14 protein-coding genes, 1 tRNA gene and 1 pseudogene are annotated in these 21,158 nt (G+C 59.0%); 7 read left to right on the forward strand and 9 right to left on the reverse strand.

The genetic code is table 11. From position 1 onward, the window contains the following. Nucleotides 1-69: 69 nt before the first annotated feature. The 6 genes and pseudogenes from CUU80_RS07525 to CUU80_RS07550 all read right to left on the reverse strand — a co-directional run bounded on the left by CUU80_RS07525 (nucleotide 70) and on the right by CUU80_RS07550 (nucleotide 7,356). Nucleotides 70-1,053, reverse strand: a complete 984-nt coding sequence (locus CUU80_RS07525; RefSeq protein WP_100496697.1) for a Gfo/Idh/MocA family protein — start codon at nucleotides 1,051-1,053, stop codon at nucleotides 70-72. 140 nt (nucleotides 1,054-1,193) lie between these two features. Next, nucleotides 1,194-2,393 carry an elongation factor Tu gene (tuf, locus tag CUU80_RS07530; protein WP_100496698.1) on the reverse strand — a complete coding sequence of 400 codons (1,200 nt, stop codon included), beginning with the start codon at nucleotides 2,391-2,393 and terminating at the stop codon, nucleotides 1,194-1,196. 174 nt (nucleotides 2,394-2,567) lie between these two features. After that, nucleotides 2,568-4,691, reverse strand: coding sequence for an elongation factor G (fusA, locus tag CUU80_RS07535; RefSeq protein WP_100496699.1), 2,124 nt, complete (start codon nucleotides 4,689-4,691; stop codon nucleotides 2,568-2,570). A gap of 26 nt (nucleotides 4,692-4,717) precedes the next feature. Further along, complete coding sequence (gene rpsG, locus CUU80_RS07540; protein WP_094667337.1) at nucleotides 4,718-5,188, reverse strand: 30S ribosomal protein S7; 471 nt, start codon at nucleotides 5,186-5,188, stop codon at nucleotides 4,718-4,720. 5 nt (nucleotides 5,189-5,193) lie between these two features. Continuing rightward, on the reverse strand, nucleotides 5,194-5,565 hold the full coding sequence (gene rpsL, locus CUU80_RS07545; protein ID WP_003813881.1) for a 30S ribosomal protein S12: 372 nt from the start codon (nucleotides 5,563-5,565) through the stop codon (nucleotides 5,194-5,196). 728 nt (nucleotides 5,566-6,293) lie between these two features. Continuing rightward, nucleotides 6,294-7,356, reverse strand: a pseudogene (locus tag CUU80_RS07550) (bile acid:sodium symporter family protein). A gap of 296 nt (nucleotides 7,357-7,652) precedes the next feature. Here CUU80_RS07550 and CUU80_RS07555 point away from each other — a divergent pair. Further along, a tRNA-His gene (locus CUU80_RS07555) sits at nucleotides 7,653-7,728 on the forward strand. Between the two features lie 117 nt (nucleotides 7,729-7,845). Continuing rightward, nucleotides 7,846-8,871, forward strand: a complete 1,026-nt coding sequence (locus CUU80_RS07560; protein ID WP_100496700.1) for a threonine aldolase family protein — start codon at nucleotides 7,846-7,848, stop codon at nucleotides 8,869-8,871. Between the two features lie 56 nt (nucleotides 8,872-8,927). Here CUU80_RS07560 and CUU80_RS07565 read toward each other — a convergent pair whose 3' ends face one another. Both CUU80_RS07565 and CUU80_RS07570 read right to left on the reverse strand, forming a co-directional pair. After that, nucleotides 8,928-10,088, reverse strand: a complete 1,161-nt coding sequence (locus tag CUU80_RS07565) for a glycosyltransferase (protein WP_100496701.1) — start codon at nucleotides 10,086-10,088, stop codon at nucleotides 8,928-8,930. A 154-nt stretch (nucleotides 10,089-10,242) separates the two neighbouring features. Further along, entirely contained in the window at nucleotides 10,243-11,421 is a 1,179-nt protein-coding gene (locus tag CUU80_RS07570; RefSeq protein WP_100496766.1) for a pyridoxal phosphate-dependent aminotransferase, read from the reverse strand. A gap of 217 nt (nucleotides 11,422-11,638) precedes the next feature. Here CUU80_RS07570 and purT point away from each other — a divergent pair, with 217 nt between their 5' ends. The 5 genes from purT (at nucleotide 11,639) to CUU80_RS07595 (ending at nucleotide 19,548) form a co-directional block, all read left to right on the forward strand. Beyond that, nucleotides 11,639-12,934: a formate-dependent phosphoribosylglycinamide formyltransferase gene (gene purT / locus CUU80_RS07575; protein ID WP_100496702.1), complete on the forward strand. Its 1,296-nt coding sequence runs from the start codon at nucleotides 11,639-11,641 to the stop codon at nucleotides 12,932-12,934. 75 nt (nucleotides 12,935-13,009) lie between these two features. Further along, a complete protein-coding gene (purC, locus tag CUU80_RS07580; RefSeq protein WP_100496703.1) occupies nucleotides 13,010-13,759 on the forward strand; it encodes a phosphoribosylaminoimidazolesuccinocarboxamide synthase in 750 nt (249 codons plus the stop codon). A gap of 71 nt (nucleotides 13,760-13,830) precedes the next feature. Further along, nucleotides 13,831-17,583: a phosphoribosylformylglycinamidine synthase gene (locus CUU80_RS07585; protein WP_100496704.1), complete on the forward strand. Its 3,753-nt coding sequence runs from the start codon at nucleotides 13,831-13,833 to the stop codon at nucleotides 17,581-17,583. 223 nt (nucleotides 17,584-17,806) lie between these two features. After that, nucleotides 17,807-19,012, forward strand: coding sequence for a lactonase family protein (locus CUU80_RS07590; protein ID WP_100496705.1), 1,206 nt, complete (start codon nucleotides 17,807-17,809; stop codon nucleotides 19,010-19,012). After that, on the forward strand, nucleotides 19,009-19,548 hold the full coding sequence (locus CUU80_RS07595; protein WP_165775886.1) for a DNA-deoxyinosine glycosylase: 540 nt from the start codon (nucleotides 19,009-19,011) through the stop codon (nucleotides 19,546-19,548). The genes CUU80_RS07590 and CUU80_RS07595 overlap by 4 nt, the downstream gene beginning before the upstream one ends. On the opposite strand, the gene CUU80_RS07600 is transcribed toward CUU80_RS07595, so the two are convergent. Further along, nucleotides 19,534-21,021, reverse strand: coding sequence for a Na+/H+ antiporter NhaC family protein (locus CUU80_RS07600; protein ID WP_100496707.1), 1,488 nt, complete (start codon nucleotides 21,019-21,021; stop codon nucleotides 19,534-19,536). The two genes, CUU80_RS07595 and CUU80_RS07600, sit on opposite strands and share 15 nt — an antisense overlap. Nucleotides 21,022-21,158 lie beyond the last annotated feature (137 nt).

The following is a 21,158-nucleotide window of genomic DNA, read 5'->3' on the forward strand; positions in this document are numbered from 1 at the left end:
GCTCTCAGCGCATGGTTCGTCATGATCCAGTGGCGCAAAAACATATTTTCCTGCATTGCATGGCAATGCCTATGCCCGTTCTTCTTCCGGGTAATACATATGCCACTGGTTGCACCGGATTTCGGTCATCATGTCCATCACATCACGCGTATAGTCGAGGTGCATCACCGACGAATCCCCGGCGATGGCGGTTTCCATATCTTCCACCTCATAGGCCAAGGCATTGTCTGTAGCACCGGCCTCAACGACCTCGGTATGCCCGTCCGCAACATATGTGATGGTGGCGCGTTCGGCACGCGGATAATCGTAGATTTCCACGTATCCTTTGTCGAAAACCGCAGTGCCACGCTTGGGCTGCTTGGCATGCAACGAAAGAGTAACCGTGGCCATCTGCCCGTCAGGGTTGGTCAACAGGATGCCGGCCTGTTCGTCAACGCCAGTGGGAGCAGCCTTGACTTGGGAAAGCATCTGGTCCGGCTTGGAGCTCATGAACCAGCGTACGAACGAGAGCGCGTACACGCCGATATCCAGCATGGCACCGCCCGCCAGATTGCGGTTGAAGAAGCGATTGGCCATATCGTATTCCTTGTAGGAACCGAAGTTCATCTGGATGAGTTTCAGTTCACCCAAGGCACCGGAAGCGATGATGTCATTGAGCTTCTTGTAGACCGGCATATGATACAGGGTCATGGCCTCGGCAAGTACCACGTGATTGGCATCGGCCAAATCCATGGCTTCCCGGAGCTCATCCGAATTGAGCGTAATCGATTTCTCGCACAACACATGCTTACCGGCGGCCAACGCACGGCGCAGATATGCAATATGAGTGTTGTGTGGAGTGGAGATGTATATGACGTCTACGTCCGGATCGTCAAACACGTCGTCGATCTGGTCGTAGACTTTGCCGATGCCATAATGTTCAGCAAACGCCACGCCTTTGGCATGTGTGCGATTGGCTACGGCATACAGTTTGCGTCCTTTGCTTTCCATAGCCTGTGCAAGCTGATTGGCGATGACGCCACATCCAAGCGTCGCCCATCGTAGTTCCCGCATCGTCGTCTCCTTGTTGTGCTCGTGCTATTCAAACCGTACTCGTATATATAGGTATATATAGCAAAGTCCCCTCCGGGACGAACCCGAAGGGGACTTTCTAAGAGGCTAGTTCAAGCGCACTAGATCTTGTCTGATAACAATCAGGCCAGGATCTTGGTGACTCGACCGGAGCCCACGGTGTGGCCGCCTTCACGCACAGCGAAGGTCAGGCCCTCCTCCATTGCGATGGGCTGAATCAGCTCAACGGTGAAGGTAGCGTGGTCGCCCGGCTGAACCATCTCGACGCCTTCCGGCAGCTCGATGACGCCAGTGACGTCGGTGGTGCGGAAGTAGAACTGCGGACGGTAGTTGGAGAAGAACGGCGAGTGACGGCCACCCTCGTCCTTGGTCAGCACGTAGACCTCACCCTCGAACTTGGTGTGCGGGGTGACGGAGCCCGGCTTAGCCAGAACCTGGCCACGCTCAACGTCGGTACGGTTGATACCACGCAGCAGCAGACCGGTGTTGTCGCCAGCCTCGCAGGCGTCCATCGTCTTGTGGAAGGTCTCGATGGAGGTCACGGTGGTGGACTGGGTCGGACGGATACCAACGATCTCGACCGGGGAGTTGACGGCCAGCTGGCCACGCTCCACACGGCCGGTTACCACGGTACCACGGCCGGAGATGGTGAAGACGTCCTCGATCGGCATCAGGAACGGCTTGTCCAGATCGTGAACCGGGGTCGGGATGTACTCATCGACAGCGTCCATGAGCTTCTTGATCTGCTCAACCCACTTCTCGTGGTCCGGAGCGTCATCGTGCAGAGCGCCGTAAGCGGACACGTGGATGACCGGGCAGTCACGATCGAAGCCGTTCTCGTCGAGGAGGTCACGGACCTCTTCCTCAACGAGCTCGATGAGCTCCTCATCGTCGACCATATCGCACTTGTTCAGGGCGACCAGGATCTTCGGGACGCCCACCTGACGAGCGAGCAGCACGTGCTCGCGGGTCTGAGCCATCGGGCCGTCGGTGGCGGCCACAACGAGGATAGCGCCATCCATCTGGGCAGCACCGGTGATCATGTTCTTCACGAAGTCGGCGTGGCCCGGGCAGTCCACGTGAGCGTAGTGACGCTTAGCGGTCTGGTACTCGATGTGGGCGATGTTGATGGTGATACCGCGGGCGGCCTCTTCCGGAGCGGAATCGATCTGGTTGAAGTCGTACTCCGGGTTGACATCCGGGAACTCCTCGTGCAGCACCTTGGAGATGGCGGCAGTCAGGGTGGTCTTACCGTGATCGACGTGGCCGATGGTACCAATGTTAACGTGCGGCTTAGTACGCTCGTACTTTTCCTTTGCCATTTGCTTTTGTCCTCCTGGACGTCTCGTGAGTTTCCTGCGCCCTATCACGCAGGCACTCGCTCTATTCTACTGGGTTTCTGGGTTATGTGCCACTTTGGAGAGCCAGAACCCAGTCAGCGGTACAGAATATTACCGCTGACTGGAGACACTGGCCAACTCCTCAAGCAGCGCGTGTCACTCGCCGCGCTGAGCCTTGATGATCTCTTCGGAGACGCTCTTCGGCACCTCGTCGTAGGAGTCCATCTCCATGGTGAACATGGCGCGGCCCTGCGTCTTGGAACGAAGATCGCCGATGTAGCCGAACATCTCGGACAGCGGGACCTTGGCGTCGATGACCTTGACACCAATGGCGTCGGTCATGGACTGGATGTTGCCACGACGCTGGTTCAGATCGCCGATAACCTCGCCCATGTACTCCTCCGGAGTACGGACTTCGACCTTCATGATCGGTTCGAGGATAACCGGCTTGGCCTTCGGAGCAGCCTCCTTGAAGCACATGGAGCCTGCGAGCTTGAAGGCCATTTCGGAGGAATCGACCGGGTGCATCTGGCCGTCGGTGACGGTGGCCTTGACGCCCACGACCGGGAAGCCAGCGAGAACACCGGATTCCATGGCCTCCTTGACGCCAGCTTCGATGGACGGAATGAATTCCTGGGAGATGTGGCCACCGGTGACGGCGTTCTCGAACTCGAAGGTCTTGCCTTCGGTGGTGTCGAGCGGCTCGAAGTTCATCAGGACCTTTGCGAACTGGCCGGAACCACCAGTCTGCTTCTTGTGGGTGTAGCCCTGATCCATGACGGCCTTGCGGATGGTCTCGCGGTAGGCCACCTGCGGCTTGCCCTGGTTGCACTCCACCTTGAACTCGCGACGCATACGGTCGACGATGATGTCGAGCTGGAGCTCGCCCATGCCGGCGATCAGGGTCTGGCCGGACTCTTCGTCGGTGGTGACCTGGAAGGTCGGATCCTCTTCGGCCAGCTTGGCCAGAGCGATGCCCATCTTCTCCTGATCGGCCTTGGTCTTCGGCTCGACGGCCACCTGGATCACCGGATCCGGGAAGGTCATGGAGTCAAGGGTGATCGGGTCGTCGATAGCGCACAGGGTGTCACCGGTGGTGACGTTCTTCAGACCCACGAAGGTGTAGATGTTGCCGGCATCGGCCACATCCATCGGGTTCTCCTTGTCGGCGTGCATCTGGAAGATCTTGCCGATGCGCTCCTTCTTCTCACGGGTGGAGTCGAGCACGGAGTCGCCGGGCTTGACGGAACCGGAGTAGACGCGCACGAACACGAGCTTGCCGTAGAACGGGTGCGTGGAGATCTTGAAGACCAGTGCGGAGAACGGATCGGACTTGGTGGGGTGACGATCGATCTCGACGGACTCATCGCCGGGCTTGTAGCCCTTGATGGCCGGCACGTCCTCAGGGGACGGCAGGTAATCAACAACGGCATCCAGCATCGGCTGCACGCCCTTGTCCTTGAAGGCGGAACCGCAGAAGACCGGGAAGGCTTCCTTGGCGATGGTCAGCTGACGCACACCGGCGCGGATGTCTTCCTTGGACAGATCGCCGTCCTCGAAGAACTTGTTCATGAGGTCGTCGTTGGCTTCGGCTGCGGCCTCCACGAGCTTCTCGTGGTACTCCTCAGCCTTGTCCTTGAGGTCCTCCGGGATGTCGGTGGTGTCGTACTTGGCGCCGAGGCCCTCGGTGCCGTTCCACACGTATGCCTGCATCTCGACCAGATCGACAACGCCGACGAAGTCGTTCTCGGCGCCAATCGGCAGCTGCATGACGATCGGGGTTGCGCCCAGCTTCTCCTTGATGGTGTCGACGGAGTAGTAGAAGTTCGCACCGAGCTTATCCATCTTGTTGACGAAGCAGATACGCGGCACGCCGTACTTATCAGCCTGACGCCACACGGTCTCGGACTGCGGCTCCACACCTTCCTTGCCGTCGAACACGGCAACGGCACCATCGAGCACGCGCAGGGAGCGCTCCACCTCGGCCGTGAAGTCCACGTGGCCAGGGGTATCGATGATGTTGATCTGGAACTTGTCCTTGGTATCGTGAGTCTGACGGTTCCAGAAGCAGGTGGTAGCGGCGGACTGAATGGTGATGCCGCGCTCCTGCTCCTGTGCCATGAAGTCCATGGTGGCGGCGCCATCGTGAACCTCACCGATCTTGTAGCTCTTACCGGTGTAGAACAGAATTCGCTCGGTAGTGGTGGTCTTACCGGCATCGATGTGAGCCATGATGCCGATATTGCGGACGTCGTGAAGGTCCGAAATCTCTTGAGCCATCGTTATTCCTTATTCTCCTGGATTAATTACCAGCGGTAATGAGCGAAGGCCTTGTTAGCCTCTGCCATCTTATGAGTATCCTCGCGACGCTTGACAGAAGCGCCGAGACCATTGGAGGCGTCCAGGATCTCGTTGGCCAGACGCTCGGCCATGGTCTTCTCACGACGAGCGCGGGAGAAGTCGGTCAGCCAGCGCAGGGACAGAGTGTTGGCGCGGTTCGGCTTGACCTCGACCGGCACCTGATAGGTGGCGCCACCGACACGGCGGGAACGCACCTCAAGGGACGGACGGATGTTGTCCAGGGCGCGCTTCAGAACAGCGACCGGCTCCTGGTCGGACTTCTCCTTGACGATATCGAGCGCGGAGTAGACGATGTCCTCAGCGATCGACTTCTTGCCGTCGAGCAGAATCTTGTTGATGAGCTGCGCCACCACGGTGGAACCGTAGATCGGATCGGGCAGCACGACGTGCTTCTTGGAAGGTCCCTTACGTGACATATCTCTTACTTCGCCTTCTTTGCTCCATACAGGGAACGACCCTGCTTGCGGTCCTTAACACCCTGGGTATCGAGCGCACCACGCACGATGTGGTAACGCACACCCGGCAGATCCTTCACACGGCCGCCGCGCACGAGCACGATGGAGTGCTCCTGCAGGTTGTGGCCTTCGCCCGGAATGTAGGCGGTGACTTCGATGCCGGAGGACAGGCGCACACGAGCGACCTTACGCAGAGCCGAGTTCGGCTTCTTCGGGGTGGTGGTGTAGACACGGGTGCACACGCCACGACGCAGCGGGCTGCCCTTCAGGGCCAAAGTCTTGGACTTCTTCGGCTTTGCCTGACGTCCCTTACGGACGAGCTGTTCAATAGTAGGCAACTTGAATTCTCCGATTCAGTGATTTCTCTTGGTTTCGTGCGACCGCCGCACTGCGCCCGCACTTCTCACCGAATCGCTTTCAGCACGGTATATCCGCGCTCGACGAATCATAAAAAGCTAGCCCAGTCCACCGGCCCGATGGCCTCCGCTTCTCCCGTCGATGCATTACTGCATGCGATCAGCGAATCGAAGGATATCCCAACCCGCACGCCTGTTACATAAGGCATGCCGTTGGCACACACGAATATCTATATTACGAATTCCCCGGACAACGACGCGCCGGCTTACATCATCGATACGTACTGGCCGCCATCTGGTCGGGATGGCTGTTGTTCGACACACTCAAGGCCGTTCGGCCAAGTTTACGGTCTCGCAACAGACATTCCAACCAGCCAGCTCCGCGTGGACCGTTGGCATTCCCCACAATCCCCAGACAGCAGGTGCCCCCGAGGAGTCTATGTCACTCGGGGGCACCGCCAAGAGGAGGGAACACCATTACTTAACCAGCTATCGCCTCATATATTTTTTGTTGTCTATCTGAGTTTTTGTTCTTGGAAACCTCTTGCGGAATCGGCCTCTTCGCCGCTTCTCTTCAATGTTTTCCGCACCTCCAAGTATAGCAAAACCGCTCCTGCAAAACGCCCGGTAAGACAATCGGGAGTAAGCAGGAGCGGTTGCGGTCAATCAGCGCGAGGAATGCAGCTTATACGCTGCGGACCGGCACCGAATCAGGCCTCGGCCTTAGCGGTGGCCTTGTCGGCATCGAAGGCATGCACGGAGTCGGCATCCTTAGCGGATCCCTTCTCGCCATTGTCGGAATCCCAATGGATTTCGTGCTTGTCATCGTGGTTACGCCACCAGCTGGAAAGGATGGAGCCGGAGATGTTGTGCCACACGGAGAAGAAGGTGGACGGCACGGCCGCGAGCGGGTTGGTCGCGAAGGACTGCAGGGCCAAGGTGGCACCCAGAGCGGAGTCCTGCATGCCGACCTCGAAGGTGATGGCCTTCTGCTGAGCGTAACGGAAGCCCTTCGGGTAGACCTTGTACATCAGCTTGGAGAAGCCGAAGCCCAGAGCATAACCGGACAGGTTGTGCAGCATAACCACCGGGATGGCCAGCAGGGAGGCGGCCTGGAACAGCTTCGGGCCGTTGGCGGCAACCACCACGCCGATGATCAGGAGGATGGCGACCTGAGAGACGATCGGCAGGGCCACGGTGACCTTCTCTATCTTCTTGCCGAAGATCATATGGCAGATCACACCAAGGGCGATCGGGAAGAGCACCACCTTGACGGCGTTGAGGAACAGGGACTCGACCGGCACGGACACGTACTGGGAAGCCAGCAGCTGCATCAGCAGCGGGATCATGAACGGTGCGCACAGGGTGGAGAGGATGCCGATGGAGACGTCCAGGGCTACGTCACCGCGGGACAGGTAGCTCATCACGTTGGAGGAGGTGCCGGACGGGCAGCAGCCCACGAGGATCACGCCCACAGCCAGCGGGCCGTCAAGACGGAAGATCCAGCACAGCAGCACGGCGATAAGCGGCATGATGATGAAGTGGGCGACGGTACCGACGATAACCATCAGCGGCTGGGTGAGGATGCGCTTGAAGTCATCGAGGCTCAGCGTCAGGCCCATGCCGAAGAGCACGATGCCCAGCATGTAGCCGGTGTACGGCTTGCCCCCACAGGCTCGCCTGCGGCACGAAGTAGTTGAAGACGGCCCAGACGATGACGATGACCGTGAACCATTTGGTCAGCCAGTCAGCAAAAGCCTTAACCTTTTCCATTGGTGTTTCTCTCTCTGGTAATGGAATACAACATCGCATGAAGTTATGCTCATCCAACTTGACACGAAACATTCTGCTCACATTGTGAACGAACTCTTACTGGCAACCGATCATTTTTAGGTATTCCTACAATGAAGGCGACGCCACGTTGTGACATTCGATCAACGGGCCACCGAATCGCACCCGACAATTGCACCCGCCGCCCAACGCATTCGCGACACGCCGAGATGCGCAATGACGCAAAGTTGTGTATAGTCTTCATCTGTTGTCTTCCAGTCCACTGGAAAACATGCATGGTGGCCATAGCTCAGTTGGTAGAGCATCTGATTGTGGTTCAGAAGGTCGCGCGTTCGAGCCGCGTTGGCCACCCCAGTACCCCTCCGAGGAATCGGAGGGGTTTTTAGTTTTCCTGTTGCAAACCGTTGCAAACTACAGCGTTGTAGACTCGGGGCTATTGCTTCATGAGGCCCGAAAAAAGAAGGATTCGCAATGTTGTCTTTTGAAAACGACTATTCCCGCGCCGCTCACCCAGCTGTGCTTGACGCCGTGGCGCGCGCCAATGAGCACCTCTATTCCGGCTACGGCTCGGATGAGCTGACCGCTCAGGCCAAGTACAAAATCCGCGAAGCCTGCGATCTGCCGAATGCCGACGTCTGGTTCCTGGTGGGCGGCACACAGACCAATCAAGTGGTTATCGACACGGTCACACCGGCATACGCGGGTGTGGTGGCGGTCGAATCCGGACATCCGAACGTGCATGAGGCCGGCGCCATCGAATTCAGCGGGCATAAGGTGCTCACGCTTCCCCATCACAACGGCAAGATGGATGCGGCCGAACTCAACGAATTCTGCAAGACCTTCTATGCGGACGGCAATTACGAGCACATGGTCTTCCCCGGCTGCGTCTATGTTTCGCAAAGCACCGAATACGGCACCTTGTATTCCAAGGCCGAGCTGGAAGCACTTGCCGATGTGGCTCATCGATACGACATGCCGCTCTTCGTGGACGGCGCGCGCCTCGGCTATGCGCTGACGGCGACCGGCGGCGACTTGACGCTGCCCGACTTGGCCCGTATCGCCGACGTGTTCTACATCGGAGGCACCAAAGTCGGCGCGCTTTTCGGCGAGGCCGTAGTCTTCACCAAGAACAACACACCGAAACATTTCCTGACACGAATCAAACAGCACGGCGCATTATTGGCCAAAGGCTTCGTGCTGGGCGCACAATTCGACGCACTGTTTACCGATGGCCTCTATTTCAAGATTGCCCGCAATGCCAATGTTGCCGCCGATCGTATTCGCGAAGCGCTCAAGGCCAAGGGCTACCGGCTCACGTTCGAGGCCCCGACCAATCAGATTTTCGTGACGCTCGATCAGCCGACCATCGACCGTCTGGCGCAGCATGTGAAACTTGGCTTCACGGAAAAAGCCGATGACGCCCATACCGTGATGCGTATCTGCACCAGCTGGGCCACCACCGACGAGGAAGTCGATCAGCTTATCCAACTGCTGTAAGTCGGCATACGGCGAACCACAACCAGCACGACCATTCAGCGCTCAATCGCGTGAGGCTATCCCTCGATGGCCTCACGCTCCATATCCACAAATTTATGGACCGAGGCCTCCACGGAATAATGTTCCTTGGTGCTCTCGGCATACTTGGCGCTCCACTCGGCTCGTTCTCGCGGATGTGCGATCCACCAATCGATGCGACGAGCCAGCAACGCCACATCCCGTACAGGAAACAGCGATTCGTCCAGCAAAGCGAACTGGCTGGCAGCAGAGAGCTCCGATGCGGCGATAACAGGCACCAAACCACAGGCCATCGCTTCGATCACACTTACCGATTCGATGTCCGCAATGGAGCAATGTACGAACAAGTCGCCCGACCTTAACAAACTCGGCATTTCAGCATGTCGATGAAAACCGATTTCCGCTTTGCGCGCCAACAGCCTGCCGGCACGGAACCTGAGGTAATGGCGTAATGGTCCGGTACCGGCAATCACCAGCTGGATATCCTCCGCATGACGAGACATGGCAATCGCCTTGATCAGCGTGATCTGATCCTTCTCATGCGCCAGACGTCCCGATGCGATGATGCGGAACGGCACCGGCGATGCGGCTTTCGGGTCCGGAAGCTCGCCCGGTTGATATTCCGGAGAATATCCGTTGGAAATCACATGCAGTGTCGCCTGATATCCATGCGAACGCAATAGACTCGCCGTCATCTCGGTAGGTACATGGATATGGTCGACACGCTTATACAGCCAGTGCTTGAACAGCCAGTACAAAAAGGTTGAGATACCCGGAATATGACGCAATGGTCCCGCGGAATACAATACATTCTCCGGCTGCAGATGGAAGCCGGCAGTCACCGGGATACCCATCTGGCGGGCGACTTTAGCCGCATGACGGCCGAATTTGAACGGCATGTAAATATGCACCACATCCACGCCTTGGAATGCGGTACGGAAAAGCGTGTCACTCGGCTGGGCAAACTGCATAAGTTGTTTGGCCGCCACCCAGGAGACCAGCGGCACCTTGTTCACACGCGCCGGATATTCAGGGGCGCCGATGCCCACCAAACGCACGTGATGCCCCTGCCGCTCCAACTCGGTTGCCCATTGCAGCGCCGAATTGGAAGTGCCATTCCCCTGATTGCCCACCGTATCCACTACCAAGGCGATAGTCAGCGGCCTATCGAGGCTTTCCTCGCTCCCGTTTTCACGCATTGCCTCATCTTAGGTCACGTCCATACACCAGGTGGCATATGGCGCAGGCAAACGTCCGACTCCCCCGAGAAAACAGTGTGGCGCGATACGCAATGCCCAATTATTGCCTAGTGATGCGTGATGCCCAATTTGTTTGCCCATTGGGCTAACGCCTTCAGTGGCCCAGCGCGCCGCGAATCCGTAAAACAGCCTTATATAGCTCGGTAGTTTGCTTGAGCAAGCTGATACGCACCCAGTGCTCCCCCACCGCGCCGAAACAAGAACCGGGTATCAGCGCGACACCGGCAGTATCGAGCAGCCAATCAACAAAGTCGGCCGACGTGCCAGCGCCATTGGGCACGCGTGCCCAAGCAAATAATCCGCCATACGACTGATTGACTTCCAACCCACTGCCACGCAAACCGTCGCGCACGATTTCAAAACGATGCTGATACCGCGCCGCCAGCTCCGCTACCGTGGACTGGTCGGAGTTCAAGGCCACTGCACCAGCCTGTTGAATCACGCTGGAGGCCAGCACTGCGGTCTGCCGATGGACAGCCTTGACCGCGGCTAGTAGGTCAGCGTTACCGGCGATAAATCCACCTCGCCAGCCGGCAACCATATACATTTTGGAAAGCGATCCCAGCTCCAATGCCACCTCAAGGGCACCCGGGGTTTCCAGCAAACTCAGCGAGCGCGCACCATTGAACTCCAGCCCGGCATAGGCAAAATCGTTGAGTACCGCAAAATTGTACTGTTTGGCAAGACGCACGGCAGTCGCATACAGTTCCGGCGTGGCCGCCGCACCGGTGGGATTGTTCGGGTAATTGAGAATCAGTAGCTTGGCTCGCGTCCACAATGCCGGGTCCACTGCTTCTAAATCGGGGAGAAAGCCATGCGCCTCACTGGCGGGAATCGTTTCGAATCGGCCGCCTGCCACCGCTGTGGAACCTTCATACTGCGGATAGTATGGGTTCACTGCCACCACCGTGTCGCCAGGGTCAATCAACGCTTGAATCACAGTGGCGATGCCTACCGATGAACCGGAGGTGGCGAGCAGTTCGGTGGCGGGGTTCACGCAAACTCCATGCTCACGCTTATACCAACCGGCAATGGCGTCAAGATATTGCGGCAGCCCGTCAAATGGCGGGTAACGAAATTCGGATGGGTCATGCGCCGCAGCGGCAAGCGCATCTTGGACAAATATTGGCGGCTGTCCGTCTGGGTTGCCTTTGCTGATATCGATGACGTCACGCCCTTGAGCAATTGCGATCGCAACTCGCGCATCCGCCTCGGCGAAGGGATTGCCCGGCAGATGTGCCGATCGCTTGGAAATCAGTGCCTCATATTGCACTGGCATATCCAATCTCCTCCGTTCATTCGCCTGCAAGGCCCCAATGAATGACCTTGCAAGCGATTCCCCTTCAAACGTTGGCCCGACCGCGCTGAACAATCGGCCGGTAATTGATACCGTACGACGTCATCCAAGCCCATGCGGCGGCGTGTCTATATGCAGTATTTATGGCAGGTTACAGACGGCAAAATTCGTGCGGCATGGCAGAATGTGAGGTATGACTGAGACTCAAGTGAACACTGTTGCGAACTCCTCCGATTCCTGCACAACCCACCGTCCACTCGGCACTCCGCTCGGCAAGCATCCGACCCGCGTACTGTTCCTGGGCTCTGGCGAGCTGGGCAAGGAAGTGACCATCGAACTGATGCGATTGGGCGCTTGGGTGTGTGCAGCGGATTCCTATGCCGGCGCCCCGGCCCAGCAAGTGGCACATGAGTATCGCGTGCTGGATATGGCGAATGCCGTCGAGTTGCAGGCATTGTTCAACGAGGTGAAGCCGGACATCATCGTGCCTGAAGTGGAGGCCATCGCCACGGATGTGCTGGCTGGAGCGGCTGCGGCCGGCGCTCAGGTGGTGCCGAGCGCCGAGATTGCGGCGATCTGTATGGATCGAGAGCGTCTGCGTGTGCTGGCTCACGAAGAGCTTGGTTTGCCGACCACGCCGTATCGTTTCGCCGGTTCGCTGGAAGAGCTGCGCGAAGGCACCGCCACGGTCGGGTATCCGTGTGTGGTCAAGCCGGTGATGAGCTCCTCAGGTCACGGTCAGTCCGTAGTACGTTCGGCTGATGCGATCGATGCCGCATGGACCGAAGCCCAGGAAGGCCGCCGTGCCGCCGATGAGGGTGACGTATCCCGTGTGATCGTGGAGGCTTTGGCTCCACTGGATCGTGAGTTGACGGTGCTGACGGTGAGCTCCTCGGCCGGTATCGTGACCTGCGCGCCGATCGGCCAGCGTCAAGAATCCGGCGATTACCGCGAGTCCTGGCAGCCGGCTGCCGAACCGGCTGGCGAAGCCGAGCGTGCGCAAGAAATCGCACGAACCGCAGTCGAGGGCCTGGTGGCTCGCGCCCGCAAAGCCGGAGAAACCGGTTGGGGTGTGTTCGGTGTGGAGCTGTTCGTTTTGAACGATGGCTCGATCCTGTTCAACGAAGTCTCCCCTCGCCCGCATGACACCGGCATGGTGACGATGGCTTCCCAGCGTTTGAGCGAGTTCGCTCTGCATGCGCGTGCGATTTTAGGGTTGCCGATTACGGCTGAGCATGTGGCGTTGAGTCTGCCTGCTGGCACCGTGGCCGCCAGCCATGCCATTGTAGTGGGCGGCGATGGCGAGGCCGAATTCACCAATGCGGCTGAGGCGTTGGCCGAGCCCGGCACCGATCTGCGTATCTTCGCCAAGCCTGAAGTGCATGGCCACCGGCGCATGGCTGTGGCGCTCGCCATTGGCACCGGTGAAGCCGATGCGCGAGCCAAGGCGGGACAAGTCGCCGACACATTGAAGATCGACGTCAGATAACCCATGGGGTGTCAGCTATCGTTGATACCCTTTTACCGTTAGTTCACCCAGAATTCCACTCCTGAAAGGCGAGTTATGGAGAAGCTGGAAAAGCTCTACGAGGGCAAGGCCAAGCAACTGTATGCAACCGACGATCCCGACATCCTGTGGGTCGAATACAAGAACACCGCCACCGCCGGAGACGGCGAGAAAAAAGAGGACTTTACCGGCAAGGGCCGTCTGAACAACCTCATCACCACCATCATCTTCGACCTGCTCAAGGCTCGCGGTATCGAGAGCCACCTCGTCAAGCGTGTGAACGACACCGCCCAGCTGGTGCGCAAGATGGATATGTTCCCGCTGGAGATTGTGCTGCGCAACACCGCCGCCGGCCACTTCTGCTCGCGCCTCGGCGTGGAGGAAGGTCTGCCGCTCAAGGAGCCGGTGCTCGAATACTTCCTGAAGAACGATGATCTGCACGATCCGTTCGTCAACGACGATGATCTGGTTGCCTTGGGTGTATGCACCCGCGAAGATCTCGCCGAGATCGCCCCGTTGGCTCGCAAGATCAACGAAGCGTTGATCGACATCTTCGCCAAGATCGATGTCAAGCTCGTGGACTTCAAGATCGAAATGGGCCGTGCCTCCGATGGCACGCTGCTGCTGGCTGATGAAATCACCCCGGACTCCTGCCGTCTGTGGGATCAGCGCGATCATTCCGGCAAGGTGGAGCATCTGGATAAGGATCTGTTCCGCCGCGGCCTGGGATCGATCATCCCGGCCTATGAGGAAATCGAAAGCCGCTTGGCCGAACTGGCCAAGTCCGAAGGCATCGAAGTCGCCTGATTCATGTATTTGGCTCCCCTCTTGAGAAGGGAGCCAAATTGTCTTTTTACGATTGTTAGGAAAGGATTTCCATGGTTTTCCGCGTATACGTGGAGAAGAAGCCCGGCTTTGACGTCGAGGCCCAGCAGCTCGCCGGCGAACTGAAGACCATCCTCGGCATCTCCGGTCTCAAGGCCGTACGCATTGTGAATCGTTACGACGTGGAGGGTATCAGCGAGGAGCTGTTCCGTCAGGCAACCCCCACCGTGTTCAGCGAACCGCAGGTGGACAACGTCTGCGCCGATTTGCCTGATTTCGGCGAGGCCAAGGTCTTTGCCACCGAGTTTCTGCCCGGTCAGTTCGATCAGCGCGCCGATTCGGCCAGCGAATGCATCCAGCTCATCTCTCAAGGCGAGCGTTCCACCGTCCGCTCCGCCAAGGTGTACGCCCTTGAAGGCGAGCTCACAGATGCGGATGTCGCGGCTATCAAGCATTACGTGATCAATCCTGTGGAAGCTCGCGAGGCCAGCCTTGATACCAAGGAAACCTTGAAAACCCAGGTACCGACTCCCGGCAAGGTAGAGGTCATCGCTGGATTTAACGAGATGGACGCGGCCGCCGGCCAGAAGTTCATCGATGATCGCGGCCTGGCCATGGATCTGGCCGATCTGGAATTCTGCCAGAAGTACTTCGCCGAAGAGGGCCGTGAGCCTACCATCACCGAGATCAAGGTGATCGACACCTACTGGTCCGATCACTGCCGCCACACCACGTTCGGCACCGAGTTGGACGAGGTGAACATCGATGACGCCGTAGTCAAGGCCGCTTTCGACCGTTACCTTGAGATGCGCCATGAGCTGGGCCGCGATGCCAAGCCGGTGTGCCTGATGGATATGGGTACCATCGGTGCCAAGTGGCTCAAGAAGAACGGCATCCTTACGGGGCTCGACGAGTCCGAGGAGATCAACGCCTGCACCGTCAAGGTCAAGGTTGATGTGAACGGGCACGATGAGGATTGGCTGTTCCTGTTCAAGAACGAGACCCACAACCACCCCACTGAGATCGAACCGTTCGGTGGCGCTGCCACCTGCATCGGCGGCTGCATTCGCGATCCTCTGTCCGGCCGCTCCTACGTGTACCAGGCCATGCGTGTGACCGGTGCCGCAGATCCGACTGTACCGGTCTCCCAGACGCTGGAAGGCAAGCTTCCGCAGCGCAAGCTGGTGACCACTGCCGCCGCCGGCTACAGCTCCTATGGCAACCAGATCGGTCTGGCCACCGGTCAGGTCACCGAGATCTATCACCCCGGCTACGTGGCCAAACGTATGGAAGTCGGTGCCGTAGTCGCCGCGACCCCGGCCGATCACGTGCGCCGCGAGACCCCGGCTCCGGGCGACAAGATCATCCTGCTGGGTGGCCGTACCGGACGTGATGGTATCGGCGGCGCCACTGGCGCGTCCAAGGCTCACAATGTGGAGTCGCTGGAACTCGATGGTGCCGAAGTGCAGAAGGGCAATGCTCCGGTGGAGCGCAAGCTGCAGCGCCTGTTCCGCCGCGGCGATGCCTGCCGTCTGATCAAGCGCTGCAACGATTTCGGCGCTGGTGGCGTGTCCGTGGCGGTCGGCGAGTTGGCTGACGGCCTGTACGTGGACCTGAACACCGTGCCGAAGAAGTACGAGGGTCTGGATGGCACTGAACTGGCCATCTCCGAATCCCAGGAGCGTATGGCCGTGGACGTGGCTGCCGAAGACGTGGACGAGTTCCTCGGCTACGCCCGCGAGGAGAACCTCGAAGCCACTGTGATCGCCACCGTGACCGAGGATCCGCGCATGGTGATGACCTGGAACGGCGACGAGATCGTGAACCTCTCCCGTGAATTCCTGGCCTCCAACGGTGCATCCAAGCATCAGATCGTGCATGTCGAGGCTCAGCAGGCTTACGAAGTGCCGACCGAATGGCGTTCCGGTTCCCTGACGGAGCGCATGCATGCGCTGGTGACCGACCTGAACGTAGCCTCCAACAAGGGTCTGTCCGAGCGTTTCGACTCCACCATTGGTGCCGGCACCGTACTTATGCCGTTCGGCGGCGTCAAGCAGCTCACTCCGAACGAGGCCATGGTGGCCAAGTTCCCGGTGTTCGGCGAAACCACCACCGCTTCTGCGATGGCGTGGGGCTTCAACCCGTACATCATGGAGAAGAACCAGTTCACCGGCGCCTACCTGTCTGTGGTCGAGTCGCTGGCCAAGCTGGTGGCCGCCGGCTTCGAGCATGAGAAGGCGTATCTCAGCTTCCAGGAGTACTTCGAGAAGCTGCGCGACGAGCCGGAACGCTGGGGCAAGCCCACCGCCGCCGTGTTGGGCGCATTGATGGCTCAGGTCGATCTGGGCGCAGGTGCCATCGGCGGCAAGGACTCCATGTCCGGCTCCTTCGAGGATCTGGATGTGCCACCTACCCTGATCTCCTTCGCCGTAGCTGTAGGCAACATGAAGCGCGCCACCTCCCCCGAGTTCAAGGGTGCCGGTCACCGCATCGTGCGCATTGCCCCGCGTTATCTCGCGGACGGACTTACGCCAGACCGCGATGCTCTGTTGGAAGCCTTCTCGCTGGTTGAGGAACTCACCGACTTCCATACCGCTTTGGCCGTGTCCACTCCGGGTTACGGCGGCACCGCCGAAGCCCTGTTCAAGATGGCCGTGGGCAACGGCATCGGCGTTGATCTCAATGACGGCATCGCTTTGGATGACCTGTTCGCTCCGGCGTACGGCTCGTTCATCGTGGAGTTGAAGGACAACGAGAAGGTCCCGGCCGTCTCCAACTTGGTCGAGGTGGGCGAGATCGGCGTAACCACGGAAGCGTACACCTTCCGTGCAGCCGGCGAGACCATCGACCTGGCCGAGCTGCAGAACGCTTGGGAAAGCGGCATCGAATCCGTATTCCCGTATCGTTCCAAGGGCGAGGAGCAGGGCAAGACCGTGGAAACGGTTGATTTCCACACCGAATACGCCGGCGTGGGCAAGACCGTGTACACGGGTACCGGCGTCGCCAAGCCGCGTGTGATCATCCCTGTGTTCCCGGGCAACAACTGCGAGTACGATTCCGCCGCCGCTTTCGAGCGCGCGGGCGCCGAGGTTTCCACGCTTATCGTGAACAACCTCACGCCGTCCGCCGTGGCCGAATCCACCGCTGCCTTGGTCGAGGAGATCAACAAGAGCCAGATCGTAATGATTCCGGGCGGCTTCTCCGGCGGTGACGAGCCGGACGGCTCCGCCAAGTTCATCACCGCGTTCTTCCGCGCTCCGGCCGTCACCGAGGCCGTGCGCGATCTGTTGAAGAACCGCGATGGTTTGATGCTCGGCATCTGCAACGGCTTCCAGGCGCTCATCAAGCTGGGTCTGGTACCGTTCGGCGACATCGTGCCGATGACTGCCGAGTGCCCGACGCTGACGTTCAACACCATCGGTCGTCACCAGAGCCGTCTGGTGCGTACGCGCGTGGCCTCCGATCTGTCTCCGTGGCTGTCTCGCACCGAGGTCGGCGACGTGCACACGGTGGCGATCTCCCACGGCGAGGGCCGTTTCGTGGCCTCCGACGAGGTGCTGGCTCAGCTCAAGGCCAACGGTCAGATCGCCACGCAGTATGTGGACGAATCCGGCGTGCCCGGCTTGGACCTTGCGGTGAACCCGAACGGCTCGTTGCTGGCCATCGAAGGCATCACCAGCCCGGACGGCCGCGTGTTCGGCAAGATGGGCCACTCGGAACGTTCCGGCAGCGGTCTGTACGCCAACGTACCCGGCAACAAGTATCAGCCGATCTTCGAGGCCGGCGTGGAGTACTTCACCGCCTGACCGTTCGGTGCAGCCATTTGTCATGTCATAGGTACCACGGTATCTGAGGACGCATAGGGAGGGGACTTTCGGGTCCCCTCCCTTGTTGTTTGGAGACTTTGTGCGTTGCCTTCGGGCTTGTTGATGTGCTGTCTAACGGTCTGACGGTTCCCATATCGGGCTGGCATACAGCGAAGACAAGGAAAATACCGGCAAAGCATGTCTGAGAGTACATTAGGGCATCATGACTGAACTACATGCGAATCTCACGGTATTGGTTGGCGGGTTCGGAGCGGCACGCGGATCCTCTTGTCCCGGCATCGAAGCGGTATCCCTGCGTCCGGCAAACAGCGACAGCGCGACCGGCAGCGACGCAACTGTTTCATTCGGCTCAGCGACATCATCCTTGGCATTGGTCAAAGACGGTGTGCTGGCCGACGTTCCTTCCCCTACTTGGATCGAACGCGACGGTGACCTGTTGTACGCCGTACTGGAGGATACGAATGAAGTCGCCGCGTTTCGCATCGAGCACCCGGCCTCGCCGGTTCTGACCGAATTATCCCGTGTGGCGGAGCCCGGTGCCAGCCCGACGCATGCGGTTGTCGTCACCGATGATCTGGGCGCAAAGCATCTCATCGTGGCCAATTATGCTGACGGGCATGTCTGTGTCCATCCCATCGCCGCCGGTGGCGCAGTGTTGGACGCCACTCAGGTGTTGACCGGTGAGGGTCATGGCCCGTTGCCGGCGCAAGAGGGTCCGCATGCGCACTGGATACTGCCGTTGCCGGATGGTCGTGTGTTGTCCACCGATCTGGGAGCGGATCGCATCTACGTGCATCGATGGAGCAACGGCGTTCTGGAGCGAGTCGGAGCGGTGGCATTGGAGCCTGGCACCGGCCCACGTGACATGCATCTGCTGCCGGTCGCAGGTGATGCGATGGTGCAATGGCGTGTGGCTGTAGTCGGCGAATGGAGCGATACGGTAACGATGCTGGGCCCGGATACCGCCAGTACCGATACCGGCGATCACAGCGAAGCCGATGGCATTGCAGTGCTACAGACCGTCGATCTCGGCGGAGATCCCCTCGATCAGGCTGCATCACTGGCATTGGTGCCGTGGTCCTCATTGCGCAATGACAAAACCGAAACCGAACCATCTATTTCTGGCATCGCATATGTCGGTCTGCGTGGATCGGAACGCATCGTGGCACTGCAGTGGGACGGCGAGCGTCTGTCCCGTCTGGCTCCGATCCAGGCTCCGGGATGGCAAGGTCGCGGTATCGACTGCGGTGGAAGCCGCCCGCGTCATATTCTGCCAGTAGGTGATTTGCTACTGGTGGCGAACGAGGTCTCCAACAATTTGACCGTATTCCGTCTCTCCGCTGACGGCTCGCCCATTCATGCCAGTGACCTTCCGTCCGGCTCCCCAACCGTTTTTGTACGATTGTGAACGGATATACGCATGTCGAGCATGGGTTCGGACCGGTATGGGATGCAGAGTCGCGACTCTTGATTCTCGGGTCCATGCCGAGTCCGAAATCCCGTGAGGCATCGTTTTATTACATGCACCCACGCAACCGGTTCTGGCCAGTAATGGAAGCGGTGTTCGCCGACGATGCGAATGACATCACCGGTGATACGGCGGAATCCCGTCGCTCGTTCGCCTTACGTCATCACTTCGCGTTGTGGGATGTGATCGCCTCATGCGATATCACGGGAGCGGCCGATTCCAGCATTCGCAACGCCGTACCGAACGATCTGACGCCAATTCTTCAGGCCGCTCCGATCATCCATGTCTTCACCACAGGCACGAAATCGGCCCAGCTGTATCGCACGCTTATCAAGCCTCGCCTGATCGCAAGGGGCATCGCTATCCCAATGACGCCGCTGCCATCCACCAGCCCGGCGAACGCTTCGATGCGTCTGTCCGATCTCGTGGCACAGTACAGCAATGCCATGCGGAACGCATTGTCAGCGCAAGACTGATGCTGTTTTTCTGGTGACCAATTCCCCGGCGATACGAGACAGGGGCACAAAAAACAGGAAGACGGCGGCAAACAGACTCGATGTCGGCGCATTGATGGTGGCCAGCGGCACGGCACTCGCGATAGCCCAAGGCACCAGCGGCGCAATGACCACGGCGGAATCCTCGATGGCGAGCGCCAGACGCGCGCGACCATCGTCATCAGTCGAGGCACCTTCGTCTCCGGTACTTACGGCAGAGTTCCTATCGTCGTCCACCGTACCGGCGTTTCTGCGTTTCCCGTCATCATGTGCGGCATCACGACGATACAGACTTGCGCAAAGCTGATGAGTCAGCATGATGGCCAAGGTTTGGTTGCAGGCGAGCATTGCCGCGCCAACCGCGGTGATGACGGTGGCGGTAACGGTTCCGACACGTCCAGCCATGCTCGATATCGCAAGTTGCAGACGATCAAGCATATGAGTCTGCGCGAAAATACCGGAATAAGCGGCTGAAATACATACGATTACCATCACGGTGAGCATGGAAGCCATGCCTCCGCCATCGAGCAGCAGGGCGACCTGCGGATTTTTCGAGTGGTACCCGAACACCAGCAAGTCCACAAGGTCCCTCAGTCCCATGCCTTGCACTCCGATGCAGATTGCCGTCGAGACGATGATGCTGGCGAACATGATCAGCCGTACATCCACCCGTATCAGCGCCAGTACGATGACGACAATCGCCGGCAGTACCGTCAGCCAATGCAGGTGAAAGGCTGAGGAGAAGAGCGCGGCGATGTCCGTTGCATCTGCCGTTGCCGTCGGCGATCCGGTTGCGGCCGAAGAATGCATTGCGCTGGATAGCGAGCCATAGTGGCTTCCTGAACTGTCTGCTATGGCGACTGCCACATATGTCAGGCAGCTCAGCGCGAACGGTATGGCACCGGTACGCACCATGCGTCCGAGATTGTTGAACAGATTGGTGTGCGTGAGCTGGGCGACGAGCAGTGCACTGGTGGATACCGGCGAACAGCGATCCCCTACGTAGACGCCGGCCAGAATCGCCCCGCCCAGAATCATCGGATTTGCGCCCATGGTCAAACCGAGAGACATGCAGATCGTGCCCATCGTTGCCGCACTGGCGAAGGAAGATCCGGTCAACACAGACATGCCCGAGCAAAGCAGGAAGCTGAGCGGCAACACCGTCACGTGATGTATGACCGTAATCGCGTAGGTTACGATGTATGCGATGGTGCCACTGGCTCGCCATAGTGAGGTCAGCAGACCGATCAGTACGAATGTGCCCAGCACTGTTGATGTGGTGCGCACGCTGCCGGCTGCGTGGACGACCATATTCCGCAACGGCACTTTCCGGATCAGACCGTAACCGAAAAAGAGCAGCGCACCGATGAGCAGCGCGGGGATGATGGACCACCCAAAACCCACGCTGATGAACAGCGCCGCGCAGAACAACAGCATGGTCAGTGTCTCCGCCATATGCTTTCCCCCCTGTTTCCATTCCCGATGCGATGCAATGCGATGCAATGCGTTCGCAGTGCCCCACGATCTGCAGCAGTCGAGGACTGCACACCAAGATAACAAGTACGAATCCGTTGCGGTGATTCATACTCATG

Origin of the sequence: Bifidobacterium scaligerum (assembly GCF_002802865.1) — a bacterium.
Taxonomy (GTDB): domain Bacteria; phylum Actinomycetota; class Actinomycetes; order Actinomycetales; family Bifidobacteriaceae; genus Bifidobacterium; species Bifidobacterium scaligerum.